Raw genomic sequence first — 19,506 nt, forward strand, 5'->3', positions numbered from 1 at the left:
TGCCTCTTCATCCTTATTTCAGCATTGGCCACAGGCTCAGCACGAGCAGCAAAGCCATGACAAGATTGAACCATTTCAACCGAACAGGATCGGAAAGCCAGTTGCGCAGCAAGGTTCCGAACCCCGCCCAGACCGACACGCTCGGCAAGTTCACGATCGCGAAGGCAGTGCTCACCAGAAGCACGGCAACATAATAATTGTCATGGGTGGCATAGGTGGCAATGCCGGTGACGGCCATCACCCACGCTTTCGGATTTACCCACTGGAACGCTGCCGCCTGAAGGAAAGTCATCGGCACGCTCTTATCGCGATGTCTGGCTTCTCCGATGGAGCGCGACATGGCGATTTTCCATGCGAGATAAAGCATATAGGCGCCACCGGCGAATTTCAGCGCCGTATAGAATGACGGCACCGTTTCGATCAAGGCGCCGAGGCCGAAGCCGACCGCCAGGAGCAATACGAAGAAGCCGACGCCAATCCCCAGCATATGCGGAATGGTGCGGCGGAAACCGAAATTTACACCCGATGCCAGCAGCATCAGATTGTTCGGCCCCGGTGTAACGGATGAGACGAAGGCGAAGACGAGAAGCGCCAGAAAAATTTCGATAGACATAGGATGGCCCCGATTTATAGGGACAAATTAGCTCAATAAAAAACCGGCACAATCGAAACATTGTGCCGGTTTTCAACGATATTGTATCGATCTTCTCGAAAGCTGTTACATGCCTTCCGGCCCCCGGTTCATGGCCGCAACGCCGGTACGGCAGGTCTCAACCAGACCGAGCGGCTTCATGATCGAGATGAACTGATCGATCTTGGCAGTTTTGCCGGTGATTTCCAGAATGAAATGATCTGTCGTCGCGTCAACCACCTTGGCCTTGAATGCGTCGGCCAGACGTAGCGTCTCGGCCCTTGCCTCGCCTTTGCCGGCGACCTTCACCAATGCCAATTCACGCTCCACCGGACGATCATGGCCGAGTTCCGAGGCGCGATGACTGAGATCGACAACGCGGTGAACCGGCACGATGCGGGCCAGCTGGTGGCGTATCTGGTCGAGCACATGCGGGGTGCCGCGCGTCACGATTGTGATGCGCGAGAGGTGCTTTTCGTGCTCGGTTTCCGAAACCGTCAGGCTTTCGATATTGTAGCCACGGCCGGAGAAAAGACCGATCACGCGGGCAAGGACGCCCGGTTCGTTGTCAACGAGGACGGCAAGCGTGTGCGTTTCCGGCATTTGCGTTTCGGCAGCGATGAAATAGGCCGATCCGGAAGCTAGGTTCTGTGCATTCATGATTTCTTTCCTCCGGGTCAGACGAGCGCGCGGCCCTTGGCATCGATTGCATTGGCAACGGCTTCATCTGTCGCTTCATCCGGCAACAGCATTTCGTTATGCGCCTTGCCCGACGGGATCATTGGGAAGCAGTTGGCGAGATTTGCCACGCGGCAATCGAAAATAACCGGCTTGTCGATATCGATCATTTCCTGAATGGCGGCATCGAGATCACCCGGCTTTTCACAGCGGATGCCGTGCGCGCCGTAGGCTTCGGCCAGCTTCACGAAATCCGGCATCGCCTCCGTATAGGAGTGCGACAGACGGTTACCATGCAGAAGCTGCTGCCACTGGCGCACCATGCCCATATACTGGTTGTTCAGGATGAAGATCTTGATCGGTGCATTGTGCTGGATCGCAGCCGACATTTCCTGAATGCACATCTGGATGGATGCATCGCCTGCAATATCGATAACCAGAGCATCAGGGTGCGCGATCTGCACGCCGAGCGCCGCCGGCAGACCATAGCCCATGGTGCCGAGACCGCCGGAGGTCAGCCAGCGGTTGGGCTCCTCGAAGCCATAGAACTGCGCAGCCCACATCTGGTGCTGTCCAACCTCAGTGGTGATGTAGGTCTTGCGATCCTTTGTCAGTTCATACAGCCGCTGAATTGCATATTGCGGCATGATGACGTCCCGGTTCGGCGCATAGGCGAGCGAATTGCGGGAGCGCCAGCGGTCGATCTGCTCCCACCATGCGCTGATTGCCTGCTTTTCCGGTTTCCTCTCAGAAGCGCGGAACTGACGAACGATGTCTTCCAGAACGTGGGCAACGTCGCCGATGATCGGCACGTCGACGCGAACGTTCTTGTTGATCGAAGATGGATCGATATCGATGTGAATCTTCTTCGAGTTGGGGGAAAATGCGTTCAGGCGCCCGGTGATACGGTCGTCGAAACGGGCGCCGACACACAGCATGACGTCGCAGTCATGCATGCTCATGTTGGCTTCATAAGTGCCGTGCATGCCGAGCATTCCGAGCCAATTCTTGCCGGAAGCCGGATAGGCGCCCAGTCCCATAAGCGTGGAGGTGATCGGGAAATTGCTGATCTCCACCAGCTCGCGCAGCAGACGGGAAGCTGCCGGGCCGGAATTGATCACGCCGCCGCCGGAATAGATGACGGGCTTCTTCGCATTGACGAGCAGACGAACGGCATCCGAAATTGCCTGCGCATTGCCGTCGAGAACCGGACGGTAGCTGGTGCGCGGCGCAGTTTCCGGCGGCGTATAAATGCCCTTGGCGAACTGGATATCCTTCGGAATGTCAACCACGACGGGACCGGGGCGACCGGTGGAAGCGACATGGAAGGCTTCGTGCAGGATGCGCGCCAGATCGTTGACGTCCTTCACGAGCCAATTGTGCTTCGTGCAGGGGCGCGTAATGCCAATCGTATCGCACTCCTGAAATGCATCGGAACCGATCAGGGTCGTCGGCACCTGGCCCGAAATGCAAACCAGCGGAATGGAGTCCATCAGGGCGTCCTGAAGCGGTGTGACCGCATTTGTCGCACCCGGACCGGATGTGACAAGCATCACCCCAACCTTGCCGGTCGAACGCGCGTAGCCCTCCGCCGCATGTCCGGCGCCCTGCTCGTGACGCACCAGAACGTGCTGAACCTTGTCCTGCTGGAAGAGCTCGTCATAGATCGGAAGCACAGCGCCACCGGGATAACCGAAGATGCTCTCGACGCCCTGATCGATCAAAGCCTGAATGACCATTTCCGCGCCGGTCATTTCGCGCGGATTGCTTGCTTCCTGCGTTTCTGCGGCGTTTGCGTCCGCCTCACGTTTATCTGCAGTCATTGTTCTCTTCCCGTCTGCATTTCATTTCTGATTTGGATAATAAAAAAGGCCCCCGAGGGAGCCTGTCTTTCGCGCATGGGAGCTTTCGCCGGATGGTTACACCATCCTGCCCATGCGCGCCCGTACCACAAGAATAATAATCGTGTTCATGGTGGCGGACACTAATAGCCGGATTTGGCGTCGTCAACGCATAAATACATCGCCTGCGATATTTTCTTAGGCTCGCTCGCCCTAAACGATAACTTTATTTCAACCGAAGACTCTTATCCTGATGCGAAACCTCCTGTTGAAAGTTGGGGCAAGCGGGCAGCATGAGCGAAATCGGCGACAATTCCGGCGCACGAGAACACGGCGCATACGTGCAGCGCAATCGCACGGAAGGGTACGTCATCCAGTGTGATGGCGAAGGCGCCATCGTCTCGGCGTTGTCAGGCCCTTCCTCCGCCGCATCCGACGATTACTGGGCAGTGGGACAGCTGATATCCATTCGGTCAGGCGACAATCGCGTCGTCGGTCTTATTCGCAATGTGCTTGTGCCGGGTGATGTCTGGATACGCGGCGGTGACAACACGCTCCATGTCCATGTCGAGTTTCTTGGCGAGGTTCGCGTGCAGTCCAATGGGCAAACCACATTCAACGGCGGCATTTCTCAATTTCCCCATCCGGGCGCTATCGCCCACCGCATCCGCGCGAGCGACCTGGCGGCCATTTATGCCCAGACCGGGCACAGCAGCGTTTCGATCGGCACGTTGACACAGGACGCAACAGTTCCGGCTCATATTTCGGTCGACGATCTTATTTCCCGGCATTTCGCCATCGTTGGCACAACGGGCGTCGGTAAATCGAGCGCAGTCATGCTGCTTCTGCGCCGCATCGTCGCCGAAAAGCCCAATCTTCGTGTACTCATCCTTGATCCACACAACGAGTTCGCGAGCGCATTTCCTGACCTCGCAGTAGCCGTCGATCAGACGAATATCGAGCTGCCATTCTGGATGCTGCGGCTTGAAGAATTCGCAGACGTGATCTTTCGCGGGCGTGCGCCCGACCCGACGGAACTCGATATACTGCGCGATCTTGTCCAGCTTGCGCGGGAAAAAATGCAAGGCACCGAGCCGTTGTCCGCAAAAACCTTGCGGCGACAGCTGGCGGACCGGCAGAGCGTCAGCGCCGACACGCCCGTTGCCTATCGCCTCCCAGATCTGATCGCCCTCATCGACGAGCGCATGGGGCTTCTCGACAGCAAAGCGGAACGTCCCTATCTGCGAAGCCTCAAGGCTCGTCTGGAATCGATTTCTGCCGATCCTCGCTTCCGCTTCATGTTTGCCGTGACTGGCGGACCCGAGACGATGCGGCACGCCATTGGCCGCATTTTCCGCATCCCGCAAAACGGAAAGCCCATCTGCACATTCCAGCTTGCGGGATTGCCTTCCGAGGTGGTCAACGCCGTCGCGTCGGTTTTGTGCCGACTGGCATTCGATATCGCTCTTTCAAGCGAGGGCAGCCTGCAGACGCTGGTGATCTGCGAAGAAGCTCACCGCTATATTCCGGCCGACCGCGACGCCGGCTTCTGGCCGACGCGGCAGGCTATAGCCCGAATTGCCAAGGAAGGCCGAAAATACGGTTCCTATCTTGGCGTCATCAGCCAGCGCCCTGGTGAGCTTGACGCGACAATCCTGTCGCAATGCAATTCCATTTTCGCAATGCGGCTCGGCAATGAACGCGACCAGGAAATCATCAAAGGTGCCATTCGCGGCGGCGCACAAAGTATGGCGGGTTTCCTTTCATCGATCGCCAATCGCGAGGCCATCGCCTTCGGCGAAGCCTTCTCGACGCCCATGCGACTTACATTTGAGACTATTCCATCCCATCAACTTCCGGGACGCAGCAAAAGCGAAAGCGCCCTTTCCGGCTGGCGGAACGACGGCAAGATATCGCTCGACCGTATCGTCGAAAAGCTGCGCGCCTTCGAAAGCAGCTCCCAGGCGGAACCAGTGGACCGGCTCGCAGACGACGACAATCTTTGGGGCAACCCGGTTTCCACCTCTCATCGCGACCATGCATCGATCGGAGAGCAATTTCATCGGGCACCGTCATTGAAGCCGCAAACTCGACTCAGCCTGGACACGAAGCAGGGCATCGAGAAGATGGGCGAATTGGTGCGCAGTTTTCGCAAGGACCGCGAGCGCTAGACACGCTCAGGCGCAGACGCGGTTGCGTCCCATGTTCTTTGCTGCATAGAGCATCTTGTCTGCGCGGCGATAGAGATCCTTCGAGGTCTCGCGCCGGTCCCATATCGCAAGACCGATACTGACGGTAACACCAAGCTTTTCGTCACCGAGATCGATTTCAAGCGCCGATATTGCCTTGCGAATGCGATTGGCAAGCTTGATCATCAATTCCGCATCCATGTTCGGTGCGAGGACTGCGAACTCCTCCCCACCCAGCCGGGCGACAACGTCATGATAGCGTGTGTAATCCCTCAGGCACCGCGCCGCCTCCTGCAGTACGATGTCGCCAACGTCATGCCCGTAAGTATCATTCACGGTCTTGAAGTGATCGAGGTCGATAATCATCAGCCCGACGGGCCGGTGAATACGGTCGAACTGGACCAGATATTCCTTCAGCGCCTCGTCGAAATAACGCCGGTTCTGCATGCCCGTCAGGCTGTCCGTCAGCGCAGCATGTTCGAGGGTCTGTGACCGCTCGGAAAGATCCTGCGTGATGACCTGCAACTTGCCGCGATCCAGCGCATCGATTCTTATTTGGGGATAGATCAGGAACAGCCCGCAAGCGAGCGTCGCCGCCAGCAACCAGATCGTGACGTAGCTCAACTGGTCCAGCCGCGAAACCAGTTCCAAGGTGCTGCCCTCAAGCGGTAAGGTCAGCAATTGTCCAATGTCGACCCGAGCCTGGTAGAGCAGCAGCCCGATACCGACCATCAAAACGATCAGAATAAAAAATGCCCGCTCCGATCTGTTGAACCGCATAATCCACGTCCGCCTCCTGTTTCAGAGAGTGCCAGCGAGTTATTTCGTTGTCGTTAATTGAGCGAAAGCATCATTAGAATTTGCATGGACGGACCAGCTGGCATCGAGCTGATTTCGAAACCATGTCGATTGACGCTTCGCATATTGCCGCGTGGCGATAACCGAACGTTCAACAGCTTCTTCTCGCGACATCGTGCCTTCAAGGTACGCAGTGATTTCACGCACACCGATGGCTTTCATCGCAGGCAGTCCGGGGTCCAGATCAAGGGCCAGCAATGCCTTGACCTCGTCAATCGCGCCATTGTCCCACATCAACGCAAATCGCTGCGCGATGCGCTCTGAAAGCCATGCCCGATCAGGCGCCAATACGATTTTATGTGCGCTGTTTTCATCTACAATGGCCCTACCTTTTGTCTGCTGCCAGTAGAGAAGAGACTTTCCGGTGCCCTCCAGCACTTCCAGTGCTCGAACGATGCGCTGACTGTCGGCTGGCTGAAGTGTTGCAGCCATATCTGGATCGCGTTCACCGAGGATCCGGTGAAGCAACTCCGGTCCATCTGTCTCCATTCGCCCTCGCCAATAGGCCCGAACATCACCCGGCACCTCCGGCATTTGCGACAGTCCGCCCAGCAATGCCCTGAAATAAAGCCCCGTGCCGCCGACAAAGATCGGAGTGCGGTCCTTCATCCGGGGGTGCGATAACAGACGAGCTACGTCCTCCAGCCATCGTCCGGTTGAATAGCTTATCGACGGCGCGACATGGCCGTAGAGATAATGGGGCGCGGCAGCAAGATCGGCTTTGTCCGGCCGGGCAGTCAGAAGATCGAGTACGTCGTAAACCTGCATGGAGTCGGTGTTCACGATGAAGCCGTCTGTGTCTCGAGCCATGCGAACCGCAAGTGCCGACTTGCCGCTGGCCGTCGGGCCAGCTATCAGGATTGCATTCGTGATCGCATCCTCATTCATCGCCGGAATTGCTCTCCATGTCCCAACAGGTTTCTCTCGTCGCCACCTTGATCGCCAATCCGGCCAGGGCTTCGCTTGCATCAGCGCTTGGGATTAAAGCGTCATCGGCGGTGAATGCAACCGGGCTTTACTGGCTGGCCGACAACATCGCCTGCGACATTCCGCTACCATCGGGGATCAGCAGCGAAGAAGCAGAAGCCCTGCTTCGTGATACGCTTGATGGCGCGCCAGTCGATGTCGTGGTGCAGGAACAGGAGCGTCGGCGCAAGAAGATTCTGATTGCCGATATGGATTCCACCATGATCCAGCAGGAATGCATTGACGAATTGGCGGAAGAAGCCGGCCTGCGCGAGCACGTGGCAGCGATCACCGCGCGCGCCATGAACGGTGAGATTGCATTCGAACCGGCCTTGCGCGAGCGGGTGGCCCTGTTGAAAGGCCTGCCGCTCTCCGTCATCGATAAGGTGATTTCAACCCGCATCACACTGATGCCCGGCGGACCCGAACTTGTGCGCACCATGCGCAAGCATGGCGCTTACACCGCGCTTGTGTCCGGCGGCTTTACATCATTCACCCATCGCATTGCTGAAATGATCGGCTTCAACGAAGAGCGCGCGAACAGGCTGATCGATGATGGCGTGCACCTGACCGGCCTGGTCATGGAACCCATTCTCGGCCGTGAGGCCAAGGTGGAGAAGCTCATGGAAATCGCTGATCGTCTTGGTCTTACACCGGATGATGCGATTGCGGTGGGGGATGGCGCGAACGATCTCGGCATGATCCAGCTTGCGGGAACCGGCGTTGCACTTCATGCAAAACCAGCCGTGGCAGCGCAAGCCCGGATGCGCGTTGACCATGGCGACTTGACTGCCCTGCTCTATATTCAAGGCTACCGGAAAACGGACTTCGTTCAATGATCATTCTGGAAACCCCACGCCTCGTCGTCCGAAATTGGGAAGATCGCGACCGCGATCTGTTCCATATCATCAATTCCGACGAAGAGGTCATGCGTTTCTTTCCCTTTCGCAGAAACCGCTCGCAATCAGATGAATTGTTCGACCGCCTTCAGAAGACGATTTCTGCAACGGGTCTCGGTTTCTATGCGCTGGAAGAAAAAGCGGGCGGTCAATGCATCGGCTTCGCCGGTCTCGCCCGCACCGATCTCGAACCTCATCTACCGGACGGCACTGTTGAAATCGGCTGGCGGCTGGCCACTCCCTTTTGGGGCAAGGGTTACGTAACCGAGGCCGGCAAAGCGCTGATCGACTATGCGTTTGACACTCTTGGCCTCTCGGAAGTCGTTTCCTTCGCCGTTCACAATAACGAGCGGTCTACAGCTGTCATGCAGCGCATCGGCATGATCCGTGATCCAGGGCGTGATTTTGATCACCCGCGCGTGCCGGATGAAACTCCGCATTTGAAGCGTCATGCGGTCTATCGCATTTTACAATCAGATCGATCACCTGACGTTGCATAAGCATTCAGGCAGCCTGACCGGCAACCCAGCCGGACGACCAGGCCCACTGGAAGTTATAGCCGCCGAGCCAGCCGGTAACATCCACTACCTCGCCGATGAAAAAGAGGCCGGGGACGGATTTGGCTTCCATGGTCTTGGAATCGAGCTCACGCGTATCGACCCCTCCAAGCGTAACTTCTGCGGTACGGTAACCTTCCGAGCCTGCAGGCTTGATACGCCAGTCGTTTATCGCTGCCTCGACGCGACGGAACATCTTGTCGGACATATCCGCCAGATGACCCGTTGCGCCAATATCCTCGGCTAAGGTCTGCGCCAGCTTTCTTGGAAGATAAACAGCCAGTGCGGTCTGCAATGCCTGCTTGCCGTTCTGCTTGCGCTGCTCGCGCAGTGCTTCGAAAATATCTGTGCCAGGCAGCATGGCTATGCGGATTTCGTCGCCTTCCCGCCAGTAGGAAGAAATCTGCAAAATCGAAGGGCCGCTAATGCCGCGATGCGTAAAAAGCATCGCCTCGGCGAATTTGGTTTTACCGCAGGAGACAACAGCGTCGACGGCAACACCGGCCAGCGGCTTCAGCCTTTCCAGCGTGTTGGGTTCAAACGTCAGCGGAACCAGCGCCGGTCGTGTTTCTACAATCCGCAATCCGAATTGTGTCGCGATATCGTAGCCGAAGCCTGTAGCGCCCATCTTCGGAATCGATTTCCCACCACAGGCCACGACCAGTGATCGACAGCTAACAGGTCCGTCCGACAGTTGAAGAGAAAAGCCTTCTACAGATTTTTCAACCGAACTGACGCTGCAACCAAGCTTCAGTCGCGCCCCATGGAGCTTCATTTCTGCCAGCAGCATTTCGATTATCTGCAATGCCGAACCATCGCAGAAAAGTTGTCCCAGCGTCTTCTCGTGATAGGCGATGCGATAGCGCTCAACCAGTGCAATAAAATCGCGCTGTGTATAGCGGCTGAGGGCCGAGATACTAAAGTGCGGATTCTGCGAGAGATAATTCTTCGGGCTCGCATGGAGATTGGTGAAATTGCAGCGGCCACCGCCCGATATGCGGATTTTCTCACCGGCTGTTTTGGCGTGATCCACGACCAGCACGGAACGTCCGCGTCTGGCCGCTTCGATGGCGCACATCATGCCTGCCGCGCCGGCGCCTATGACCACAATATCGACTGTTTCCAACTCATCTTACTCCGAATGGCGCCGGTCCATAGCACAGCCGAAGCTTATGAAACAGAAAACTTTGCCATTGCGGATAACCATGGAAGGATCAATTGATCCGGACAGTCACAAAACGCAATTCGCCCGAGCGGGATGCCAGCATCAGGAGTGCATTCTTGCGTCCCTCGCGGCGCAGCGCATCGATGCGCTTCTTCACATCGTCGGGCGTTTTTACGGTCACCTGGCCAATATCGACGATAACATCACCGGTTTCGATACGCTTTTCGCCGGCAGCGGAGCCGGGAGAGACGTAAAGAACCGCAACGCCTTCTACATCTTCGGCAATGCCAAACTCACCGCGGACCTCGTCGCTCAGCTCGCTGAGCTTCATCCCAAGCACGCTTGGAGCAGCGTCGCTCTTCTGGTCCTTTTTCGGCGTATCCGGCATTTGCTTGCCTTCATCTCCGCCTTCGCCTTCAGGAAGCGGAGCCTGGTCTTCCGTCGCAGCCTCGGTGCTCTTGTCGTCCTCTACGAGACGACCGAGCTTTACCTTCACGGTCTTTTCCTCACCCTGACGGACCACGACAATTTCTACTTCCTTGCCGACAGGCGTTTCGGCAACCAATCGAGGCAGATCGCGGGCAGTGTTAACCGGCTTGCCTTCATAACGGATCACGACATCGCCTGCTTCAATGGCCTTGTTGTCGACGCCGGAGTTTTCGATCAATCCGGCGACCAGCGCGCCCTTGGCTTCCTTCAACCCGAGGCTCTGGGCAATATCGTCCGTAACCGGCTGGATGCGCACACCGAGCCAGCCGCGGCGAACCTCACCAAACTCCTTGAGTTGGTCGATTACACCGACGGCCATTTCTGCCGGGATGGCGAAGCCGATACCGATGGAACCTCCCGACGGCGAGATGATCGCCGTGTTGATGCCAATCACCTTTCCTTCCATATCGAACAGAGGACCACCCGAATTGCCCCGGTTGATAGCCGCGTCGGTCTGGATGAAATCATCATAGGGACCGGAATTGATATCCCGCTTGCGGGCCGAAATAATGCCGGCGGTAACCGTTCCGCCAAGACCGAACGGATTGCCGATTGCAAGAACCCAGTCGCCGATACGCGCCTTTTCCGAATTGCCGAATTGTACGGCCTTCAGCTTATGCTTGGACGGGTCCACTTTAAGGATCGCCAGATCGGTCTTGATGTCCTTTCCGACGAGTTCCGCTTTCAGCTTGGAACCATCATTGAAATTGACTTCGATTTCGTCGGCATCGGCGATCACGTGATTGTTTGTGACGATGAACCCCTTCTCGGCATCGATGACGAAACCGGAACCCAGCGACTGGACCTTGCGCGATTCGTCACCCTGCGCGCCGCCATTGTCGCCGAAGAAGTCCTTGAAATATTCCTGGAACGGGGAGCCTTCCGGCACCTGCGGCATGGGAACAGCACCGTCACCTTCCCCGTCTCCCTTGACGGTCTGGGATGTGGAGATGTTCACGACCGCATCGAGCAGGCCCTCGGCCAGATCAGCAACGGAAGCTGGCCCCTGAGCCGCGATTGCGGGAGGCGTCCCCATCGAAAGAGTGCCACCGACCGTCATCGCCCCCAGTGCCACGGTTGCGAAAAGGGTGCGAGCAAATCCCGCCTTTGGTGCAATTGCCATGAAGCCCTGCTCCGTTCCTGTCTGCTTGCAGTCGTTTGATTAGCGATAGATGTACTACGGCTTGATCGCTGCAAAATACGGCCTGTTTACGGCCTCGCATAGACCGCAGACAATAAATAACGGAAGGAAAGCGGCTTATCCCCTGACCAGCCAGACAATGCCGACGCCAATTGCAAGCGCTGCAATCCCGGCGATGCGCAACATATTCTCCGGCGTCTCGCTCGCCTCACGGGCCAGCTTCTTGGCCAAAGAAGGAAAGCCGCCGTAGAGCAGCCCTTCGAGAACGAAGAGAAGACCTACGGCGGCTAGAAAATCGCTCATGAGCGTTTGCCCCGGTTGTTACTGGGCAGGTGTTGCAAGTCTGCCGCCAGCGTCCCGGAAGAACTTGAAGAACTCCGAGTCCGGTGAGAGAACCAGCGTTGTATCCGGTGTCTCAAGTGCTTCACGATAAGCGGACATCGACCGGTAGAAGGCGAAGAAGCCGGGGTCCTTGCCTGCGGAACGGGCGAAGATCTCACTGCGCTGGGCATCGCCCTCACCGCGAAGGATTTCCGATTCCTTGCGTGCTTCCGCGATCGTTTCGACGACCTGACGGTCGGCCACCGCGCGGATGCGCTGGGCGGCCTCACGGCCCCGGGCACGCAGGCGCTCCGCCTCGGCCAGACGTTCGGCCTTCATGCGGTCATAGGTCTGCTGCGAGACCTCGGCGGTCAGATCCGTACGGCGAATGCGAACATCGGCAATGGTAAGGCCAAGCGACGTCGCGTCGGGACGAAGCTGGTCACGCACTTCGCGCATCATGTCGCCACGCTCTTCCGAAAGCGCCGCTTCAAAACCGCGCTGGCCGTAAACGCTGCGCAGTGCAGCATCAAGACGGGTGCGCAGCCGCTGCTCGGCAAGAAGCGTGCTGCCTGAAACGGTTTCACGGAACTTGCGCGCATCGGTGATACGGTAGACGAGGAAGGCATCGACGTCATAGAACTTGCCGCCGGAAACCTGAACGCGGATATCGTCCAGATCGAAGCGCAGCAGACGGTCATCGATCAACTGCACGGTGTCAGCATCCAGGAAGCCGAAAGGCAGCTTGAAATAGATGCCCGGGTCCGTCTTCACATCGACGATCTGGCCGAAGCGAAGCACGATAGCCTGTTGACGCTCGGATACGATGAACGTGGCGGAGTAGATCAGGAAAGCGATGACGGCAACGATACCGCCAATGATTGGAAGCCTGTTCTGGGCCATTACTGGTTACCTCCGCTCGGGGTCGTCGTCGTCGCATTCACACCGGGGCGTGGCTGGCGCATGAGCTCGTTCAGCGGCAGATAAGGCACGACATCCTTTCCAGGTTCGACAATAACTTTCTTGGTGCTCTTCAGCACCTGTTCCATGGTTTCGAGGAACAGACGATTGCGCGTGACTTCAGGCGCCTTCTGGTATTCACCCAGCACGGAGCTGAAACGTTGCGCCTCACCTTCCGCATCCTGAACGACGCGGTTCTTGTAGGCGGCTGCTTCTTCACGAAGCTGCGCTGCTTCACCGCGGGCCTGACCGAGCTTCTGGTTCGAATACTGGTTCGATTCTTCCACGAAACGATCTTCGTCCTGTTCGGCACGCTGCACTTCATCGAAAGCATCGGCCACTTCACGCGGCGGCGCTGCGTCTTCGATGGAAACGGCATTGATCTGAATACCCGCCTTGTAGGCGTCTAGCGTCTGCTGGACGATATCGCGGACGCTCGTTGCGATAGCCGCACGGTTGTCACGGAAAACATCCTGAGCCGGGCGACGGCCAACGATTTCGCGGATCGCGCTTTCAGAAACCTGCTGCACCATCGCATCGGGATTATCGACGTTGAACAGATATGCCTGAGGGTCCGAGACACGGTAAAGAACCGAGAACTGAACATTGACGATGTTCTGGTCGCCCGTCAGCATCAGGCCCTGGGTCGCGCTCCGGTTGCCCTGGCCGCCAATGTTGATCTGCTTTTCGACGATCTGCGCCTTCTCATAGGTTTCGATCGGCCACCAATGGAAATGGAGGCCCGGTTCGGACACTTCTTCCTTCGGCTTTCCAAAGCGCAGTTCGACGGCAAGTTCATCCGGCTGCACGGTATAGATCGACTGGAAAAGCCAGAAGCCGAGAACGGCTGCGCCGATCAGGAACAGAACGCCCCGATTGCTGCCGCCCTTGCCCCCACCGCCGGGGAATACCTGCTTCAGACGGTCTTGGCCCTTGCGCAAAATATCTTCGAGATCAGGTGGCGTGTTCTGGCCGCCACCACGAGGACCTTTCGGTCCTTGTCCCCATGGGCCACCATTATTGTTGTTATTATCGCCGCCGCCACCCCACGGGCCGCCGCCACCATTCTGGTTACTCCAGGGCATCCTCACCTCTCGTCCAGGCGACGGGAAAGCGAGTTGCCCACTCCCGTCATCAACTAATGTTTCCGTTTTATAGGCATCGGGAGGTCCGCTTTCAACGCGAAGACGACAAAATTCGTGAACTATGCTTTACACAGCACGTTTTTCGTACACGAAATAGCGCGTTGGGTGGCTGTCCTTGTCCCCGGCGGGCACATCTTCCTGCGAAACCGCTTGCCATAGGTTCGGATCGATTTCCGGAAAACGCGTATCGCCGTCGATCTCCGCCAGAACGCGCGTCAGGTGAACGCGGTCCGCGAGAGGCAGAGCCTGCGCATAGATTTTTCCCCCGCCGATGACACAGACCTCTTCGGCCCCCACCTCGGCGGCGAGTTTACACCCAAGCGCAATCGCTTCATCAAGAGAACCGACCGTAGTCGCGCCCTCAGCCCGAAATCCCTTGTCTCTTGTCACCACGATGTTGGGCCTCCCCGGCAAGGGGCGCCCGATGGATTCCCAGGTCCGTCGCCCCATGATGACAGGCTTTCCGAGCGTCAGCGCCTTGAAGCGCTTGAGATCGGTCGAAAGCCGCCACGGCATGTCATTATCGCGCCCGATAACCCCGTTTTCAGCGGCGGCGACAATGATCGAAACAATGGGCCTCCTTGCGGACATGATGCACCTCAGACCGCAATCGGAGCTTTGATCGTGGGATCGGCCTCATAGCCCTCAAGCCGGAAATCCTCGAAACGGAAGGCAAAAAGGTCTTTCACATCCGGATTGATCCACATCTGGGGCAATTTCTTTGGAGTACGCGCGAGTTGCTCGCGCGCCTGATCGAAATGGTTGGCGTAAATATGCGCGTCACCCAGCGTGTGCACGAACTCTCCCGGCTTCAATCCCGTGACCTGCGCGATCATCATCGTCAGCAATGCGTAGGACGCAATATTAAACGGTACGCCCAGGAATATATCAGCCGAGCGCTGATAGAGCTGGCACGAAAGCTTGCCGTCGGCGACATAAAACTGGAAAAGACAATGGCATGGCGGCAGCGCCATTTCATCGACGAGCGCCGGATTCCAGGCCGATACGATGAGGCGGCGCGAATTGGGATTCCCATGCAGCATCTTCAGAAGATTCGCGATCTGATCGATGTGACGGCCGTCCGGCGCGGGCCATGAGCGCCACTGATAACCGTAAACCGGCCCCAGATCGCCGTTTTCGTCTGCCCATTCATCCCAGATCGAAACGCCGTTTTCCTTCAGATAAGCGATGTTCGTGTCGCCTTTCAGAAACCAGAGAAGTTCATGGATGATCGACCGGAGATGCAGCTTCTTGGTGGTGAGAACGGGAAAGCCCTCTTCCAGATTGAAGCGCATCTGATATCCGAAAACCGACCGCGTACCCGTGCCCGTGCGGTCGCCACGGTCAACACCGTTATCGAGCACATGTTGAAGAAGATCGAGATAGGTGCGCATGGGGGATATCCAGAATCCGATTCGGTTGAGCCCACTATAAAGAAAAACCCCGGCGTCGGGCACCGGGGCTTCGATTTCACCAGATCGCTGTGGATCAAAGGCTGGCGAGTTTTCCGAGCTGCTTGGCAACCAGATAATAGAAGGTAACGCGATGCTTGTTGCGGTCGCCCTTCATGACTTCAGCAACATGGGCAACGACCTCATCGCCCTTGGCTTCGTCGTCAACGCCAAGCTTCTTGGCGACCCAATTCGTGCGGACGCGCTTCAATTCTTCCGGGTCCGTTGCCGAAACGAGGGAGGAATCGCGATTGCGCAGCGCAATACCCAGATGCTTGACGATCTTGTCGACGACAGCTTCATCGGCAGCGGCATCGTAACGACGGACATCCGCGAGATATTCACTCATATATCCACTCTCCTTCGATTGGGGTTTCAATACCCGTTTCAGCTCACGGAATCCGGCTTCATCGAAATTTCGCTCGCCGCCCCCGATATATTGGTAGGATTGACCAGCGAAAGCAGACTGTCAATGAAAAATGAACGGGAACCGCAGGCCCCGGAATATCAGCAAAACCCGTTAAAAACTGCGCCCCCTCTTCCAATCGCGGTCAACCGCGCCTATATACGGCGTGTCAGCGCAAGCTGACTATGGTGATAAACGGACGGTGTAATAAACCCATTGGACCCGGGGGCGGTACCCGGCGCCTCCACCAGAATACAGATCGGCTAATGGTTTGTATTGTGGCGGGGGCGAAACAGGATCGACAAGGGTGTAAAGATCGCTCTTTTACTCGGCATGATACCACCGTTATCGGGTCAATTGAGTAGTTGCAAATGACAACAAAGCTCAGGGTTATGCTCTCGCTGCCTAATGGCGGTGCGGGAAACCCACTCTAAAGCCCTTGGGGTTAGCACCTTAAGGCGGGGTTCGGAGGCACCTGGCAACAGAAGCCTCCACTTTCCCTTTCCATGGATTACGCCGCAGCAGCCTCAGTATCGAGTTCGTTCGCCTTGCGCGACAGAACGACTTGCGTCAGCACGAAGGCGGTCAGCGCACAACCGGCAATCCCGCCGACCATCGGCAGTGCCGTTCCATCGAAGAATGAACCGGTCACGCCGATTGCCACGCCGCCTATCACGAAATGCAGCGTGCCCATGAGCGCCGAAGCCGTGCCGGCAATTTCACCGTGATCCTCAAGAGCCAGAACTGCTGTTGTGGGGATGACGAGGCCGAGAAAGCCATATCCCACGAACAGGAAACCGGCGATCAGCCAGAGCGACTGGTGCCCCATCAGGGCGGCGGCGAACATGGCGAGCATTGCCGCAGCAAATCCGGAGACCGCGAATCGCATGACCCGCCGAAGGCCGAAGCGCGATCCCAGCCAACCGTTCAACTGCGAAACACCAAAGAACGATACTGCATTGGCCGAAAAGGCGATCGCATATTGCGTGGGCGTCAGGCCGTAATGGTCGATAAGCACGAAGGACGAATTGGCGAGATAGACGAAGAAGGAAGCAATCCCGAAGCCGCCGACAAAAACCAGCCCGAGAAAGTAACGGTCTTTCAACAGGCGGCCATAGCCGCGCAAGGCGCTGCCCAGATTGCTTTCTAGCCGGGCTTCCGCCGTTCTCGTCTCCTTTTGCGCAGTCGCCACGAGAACGATACCGATAGCAGCCGCAACCAGAACGGCCCAGAAGACACCGCGCCAGCCGAAGAAGCTGATAATGACGGAGCCCGTCAAGGGAGCAAGAATCGGCGATATGGAGAAAACCAGCATCAGAAGTGACATGAGGCGCGCAGCCTCGATGCCCGTATGAAGATCACGCACGACAGCACGTGGAATAACCATCCCCGCAGCAGCACCCAGCCCCTGCACAAAACGGAAAAGCACGAGCACATCTATGTCGGTGGCGACAGCCGAACCGATGCTGCCTATGCCAAACAGGACCAGCCCGCCATAGAGCGGCAGTTTGCGCCCGATCATGTCGGACAGCGGTCCGCAGAAGAGCTGCGCTATCGCGAGCGCAATGAAAAAGGCCAGAAGGCTCATCTGCACGGCACCGGTTTCCGCATGCAGATCGGCGGCAATGGTGGGCAGAGCGGGCAGATACATATCGATCGCAAATGGGCCAATGGCGGAAAGAAGGCCAAGAACAATGGCATTGCGCACAAGACTGGAAGCCATGGGGGACGCGCTTTCATCAATGTTTCGTGAGATTCCCGCACCGATTTCGGATCTCCGGTTTTGCTTGGGAGGATGGCGCCATCGGGCTCGCAAAATCGGTACAGGACAGATAAATCTTTGTATTCGCTTCGAGTTTTCGTTCTCACTCAATGAAGTCAGCCCATTTTGGGTTGTGGCTGACATTTGAAAACTCTGAAGCGAAAGGCATTCTATACGGATGGTCAAAACAGATTTGACACTGATGTCAAATTAGACACCATTGTCCAAAACGTCAAGCTATCTTATGTTGGAGTTATGAAACCTACTGACATAATCGACATGGCCGTCCTGCCCGAGAAGCGCGCCGTATCCGAAAAGGGCCTGAATTCCGCGGCGATAAAGCCCGGACAGTGCATGAAGCGCGACTTCATCTTGTGTTCCGCAGCGCGGGTTTTCAACCGCGACGGGTTTCAGGGGGCGAGTATCGATCTCATCGCCAGCGAAGCGGGCGTATCACGCCAGACCATCTACAATCATTACCGCGACAAGGAAGCGCTGCTCGCTGCCGTCGTCGAGGATGCACTGGCGCGTATGAGTGCGAGCATGTTCGCGGTTCTGGCCACATTTCCCCAGACCGGCGACAATCTGGAGCATGATCTGGTGGCGTTCTCCATCCGCATGAGCCGGAACTGCATCTACGATTCGTCCGGGGCGTTTCTGCGCAAGATATTGCAGGCCAATGAGACCAACCTGCCGCTTGCCGCCAGCATTTGCAATACGAAGGGCCCTGCACAGGCTATACCTGCGATCGCGGCGCGCCTGGTCCGCCTTGCGATGGATGGCCATCTGCACGTCGATGATCCCGATCTGGCGGCGCGCCATTTCATGGCGCTGATCAACGCCGACACCCATTATCATATACTGACCGGCCAGTGTCTGGATGATGCGATCATCGAGAAGAGCGCCGTCAACGGAGTGCGCACCTTCCTGAGGGCATTCGGGCGTCGATAGACCCGGCGCCTCCTGTGGCGTTCAAAAATTGCACATCTTCAGGCCACAAGCATCGCGCTGTTGCATTTTCAGGTCATATATCATCGTATCTGATGAGAACGAACTTGACATCGACCTCCGAATCCGTGGGATAAGCAAACCATGGTACAGGACCTAATCCGTTACGATATTCTCGCTCAGGAAGCCCTCCGCGGCGTCATTCGCAAGGTTCTTGCGGAAGTGGCCAAGGCTGGCTTGCCAGGTAACCACCACTTCTTCATCACGTTCCTGACCGGAGCGCCTGGTGTGCGAATTTCCTCGCGCCTGAAGGAGAAATATCCCGAGCAGATGACGATCGTTTTACAGCATCAGTTCTGGGACATGCATGTGACCGACCAACTTTTTGAAGTTGGCCTTTCCTTCGGGGACATTCCGGAAAAGTTGACCGTTCCATTTTCGGCAGTCCGCGGTTTTTATGACCCTTCGGTCAATTTCGAACTCGAATTTGACGTAGCGGTCAGCCAGCCCGAAAGCGACAATGACGAAGGCGGCAATGTTGCCCCTATCGAGATCGCTTCAACGGAAGCCCCAGTCGAGAAGGCGGAAAAGCCTAAATCGAAGTCGCGCAAGACTGCGGCCGAAAAAGAAGCCGCTGCTTCCAAAGACAGCAATACAGATGAGGCCGACAAGGAAGCCAAGCCTTCGGCTGATGTGGTTTCGCTGGATGCATTCCGGAAGAAATAATACCGCGATTGCCATCCCGATCTGAAAATCTGCTGGCTCTATCCGTTTGTTTGATTGAATGGGTCCCTTTTCACAGTTGATTGCAATCAATGGTGAAAAGCAAACGGTCGCTTTATAGTCGGTTTCGACGGCAACCGGTTCAGGATTGAGTTCGATGATTCGTGCAATTGCTCAGGCAGTATTGTGGATAAGCGGCCTTGTCGCAGCCTTCTTTGTGGCCAAGGACGAACCGAATTTCCCTCTTCTGCAAATGACAGTCGGGCTCATACTCCTAATTCTGGTTTCCCTGGCTATCTGGTGGTTCACCAATCCGAAGAACCCGCAGAAATAGTGCCAGCCTATTACGCACTTGCGGGTGGAGACCGATACGCGG

20 protein-coding genes and 1 other RNA gene are annotated in these 19,506 nt (G+C 56.8%); 7 read left to right on the forward strand and 14 right to left on the reverse strand.

Annotation, left to right across the window (positions count from 1 at the left end):
• Positions 1-13 precede the first annotated feature (13 nt).
• From OINT_RS07470 to OINT_RS07480, 3 genes are all read right to left on the reverse strand, one after another.
• A complete protein-coding gene (locus tag OINT_RS07470) occupies positions 14-613 on the reverse strand; it encodes a LysE family translocator (RefSeq protein WP_006471697.1) in 600 nt (199 codons plus the stop codon).
• 105 nt (positions 614-718) lie between these two features.
• A complete protein-coding gene (ilvN, locus tag OINT_RS07475; protein WP_006467176.1) occupies positions 719-1,291 on the reverse strand; it encodes an acetolactate synthase small subunit in 573 nt (190 codons plus the stop codon).
• A gap of 17 nt (positions 1,292-1,308) precedes the next feature.
• On the reverse strand, positions 1,309-3,132 hold the full coding sequence (locus tag OINT_RS07480) for an acetolactate synthase 3 large subunit (RefSeq protein WP_006467177.1): 1,824 nt from the start codon (positions 3,130-3,132) through the stop codon (positions 1,309-1,311).
• Positions 3,133-3,443: 311 nt separating this feature from the next.
• Here OINT_RS07480 and OINT_RS07485 point away from each other — a divergent pair, with 311 nt between their 5' ends.
• Complete coding sequence (locus OINT_RS07485; RefSeq protein WP_006471695.1) at positions 3,444-5,321, forward strand: ATP-binding protein; 1,878 nt, start codon at positions 3,444-3,446, stop codon at positions 5,319-5,321.
• Positions 5,322-5,327: 6 nt separating this feature from the next.
• On the opposite strand, the gene OINT_RS07490 is transcribed toward OINT_RS07485, so the two are convergent.
• Together OINT_RS07490 and miaA are read right to left on the reverse strand one after the other, a co-directional pair.
• Positions 5,328-6,119, reverse strand: coding sequence for a GGDEF domain-containing protein (locus OINT_RS07490; protein ID WP_006467179.1), 792 nt, complete (start codon positions 6,117-6,119; stop codon positions 5,328-5,330).
• Positions 6,120-6,158: 39 nt separating this feature from the next.
• On the reverse strand, positions 6,159-7,085 hold the full coding sequence (miaA, locus tag OINT_RS07495; RefSeq protein ID WP_039852678.1) for a tRNA (adenosine(37)-N6)-dimethylallyltransferase MiaA: 927 nt from the start codon (positions 7,083-7,085) through the stop codon (positions 6,159-6,161).
• A 17-nt stretch (positions 7,086-7,102) separates the two neighbouring features.
• Between miaA and serB the strand changes: the two genes are divergently transcribed.
• Entirely contained in the window at positions 7,103-8,002 is a 900-nt protein-coding gene (serB, locus tag OINT_RS07500; protein WP_006471692.1) for a phosphoserine phosphatase SerB, read from the forward strand.
• Entirely contained in the window at positions 7,999-8,562 is a 564-nt protein-coding gene (locus tag OINT_RS07505) for a GNAT family N-acetyltransferase (RefSeq protein WP_006467182.1), read from the forward strand. Before serB ends, OINT_RS07505 begins: the two co-directional genes overlap by 4 nt.
• Before the next feature lie 4 nt (positions 8,563-8,566).
• Here OINT_RS07505 and OINT_RS07510 read toward each other — a convergent pair whose 3' ends face one another.
• The 8 genes from OINT_RS07510 to OINT_RS07545 all read right to left on the reverse strand — a co-directional run bounded on the left by OINT_RS07510 (position 8,567) and on the right by OINT_RS07545 (position 15,640).
• Complete coding sequence (locus OINT_RS07510) at positions 8,567-9,745, reverse strand: BaiN/RdsA family NAD(P)/FAD-dependent oxidoreductase (RefSeq protein WP_006467183.1); 1,179 nt, start codon at positions 9,743-9,745, stop codon at positions 8,567-8,569.
• Between the two features lie 88 nt (positions 9,746-9,833).
• The gene (locus OINT_RS07515) at positions 9,834-11,396 is read right to left on the reverse strand and encodes a Do family serine endopeptidase (protein ID WP_006467184.1); all 1,563 of its coding nucleotides are present in this window, start codon (positions 11,394-11,396) and stop codon (positions 9,834-9,836) included.
• A 135-nt stretch (positions 11,397-11,531) separates the two neighbouring features.
• The gene (locus OINT_RS07520; protein WP_006467185.1) at positions 11,532-11,717 is read right to left on the reverse strand and encodes a DUF2065 domain-containing protein; all 186 of its coding nucleotides are present in this window, start codon (positions 11,715-11,717) and stop codon (positions 11,532-11,534) included.
• Positions 11,718-11,735: 18 nt separating this feature from the next.
• On the reverse strand, positions 11,736-12,638 hold the full coding sequence (gene hflC / locus OINT_RS07525) for a protease modulator HflC (RefSeq protein ID WP_006467186.1): 903 nt from the start codon (positions 12,636-12,638) through the stop codon (positions 11,736-11,738).
• On the reverse strand, positions 12,638-13,780 hold the full coding sequence (gene hflK, locus OINT_RS07530; protein WP_036565177.1) for an FtsH protease activity modulator HflK: 1,143 nt from the start codon (positions 13,778-13,780) through the stop codon (positions 12,638-12,640). Before hflK ends, hflC begins: the two co-directional genes overlap by 1 nt.
• Positions 13,781-13,906: 126 nt before the next feature.
• On the reverse strand, positions 13,907-14,431 hold the full coding sequence (locus OINT_RS07535; protein ID WP_006467188.1) for a dihydrofolate reductase: 525 nt from the start codon (positions 14,429-14,431) through the stop codon (positions 13,907-13,909).
• A gap of 8 nt (positions 14,432-14,439) precedes the next feature.
• Positions 14,440-15,234, reverse strand: a complete 795-nt coding sequence (locus tag OINT_RS07540; protein WP_006471690.1) for a thymidylate synthase — start codon at positions 15,232-15,234, stop codon at positions 14,440-14,442.
• 94 nt (positions 15,235-15,328) lie between these two features.
• Positions 15,329-15,640, reverse strand: a complete 312-nt coding sequence (locus OINT_RS07545; protein ID WP_006471689.1) for a DUF2853 family protein — start codon at positions 15,638-15,640, stop codon at positions 15,329-15,331.
• A gap of 186 nt (positions 15,641-15,826) precedes the next feature.
• Here OINT_RS07545 and ssrA point away from each other — a divergent pair.
• Positions 15,827-16,193, forward strand: a transfer-messenger RNA (tmRNA) gene (gene ssrA, locus OINT_RS22515).
• 15 nt (positions 16,194-16,208) lie between these two features.
• Here ssrA and OINT_RS07550 read toward each other — a convergent pair.
• Entirely contained in the window at positions 16,209-17,420 is a 1,212-nt protein-coding gene (locus OINT_RS07550) for a multidrug effflux MFS transporter (RefSeq protein ID WP_039852680.1), read from the reverse strand.
• A 294-nt stretch (positions 17,421-17,714) separates the two neighbouring features.
• Here OINT_RS07550 and OINT_RS07555 point away from each other — a divergent pair, with 294 nt between their 5' ends.
• From OINT_RS07555 to OINT_RS23800, 3 genes are all read left to right on the forward strand, one after another.
• Positions 17,715-18,410 (forward strand): TetR/AcrR family transcriptional regulator, encoded by a 696-nt coding sequence (locus OINT_RS07555; RefSeq protein WP_036565176.1) that lies wholly within the window; start codon positions 17,715-17,717, stop codon positions 18,408-18,410.
• Between the two features lie 141 nt (positions 18,411-18,551).
• Complete coding sequence (locus tag OINT_RS07560) at positions 18,552-19,133, forward strand: SspB family protein (RefSeq protein ID WP_006467193.1); 582 nt, start codon at positions 18,552-18,554, stop codon at positions 19,131-19,133.
• 154 nt (positions 19,134-19,287) lie between these two features.
• Entirely contained in the window at positions 19,288-19,464 is a 177-nt protein-coding gene (locus OINT_RS23800) for a hypothetical protein (RefSeq protein WP_006471686.1), read from the forward strand.
• The last annotated feature ends 42 nt before the right edge of the window (positions 19,465-19,506 follow it).

The organism is Brucella intermedia LMG 3301 (assembly GCF_000182645.1).
In the GTDB taxonomy this organism is placed as follows: Bacteria; Pseudomonadota; Alphaproteobacteria; order Rhizobiales; family Rhizobiaceae; genus Brucella; species Brucella intermedia.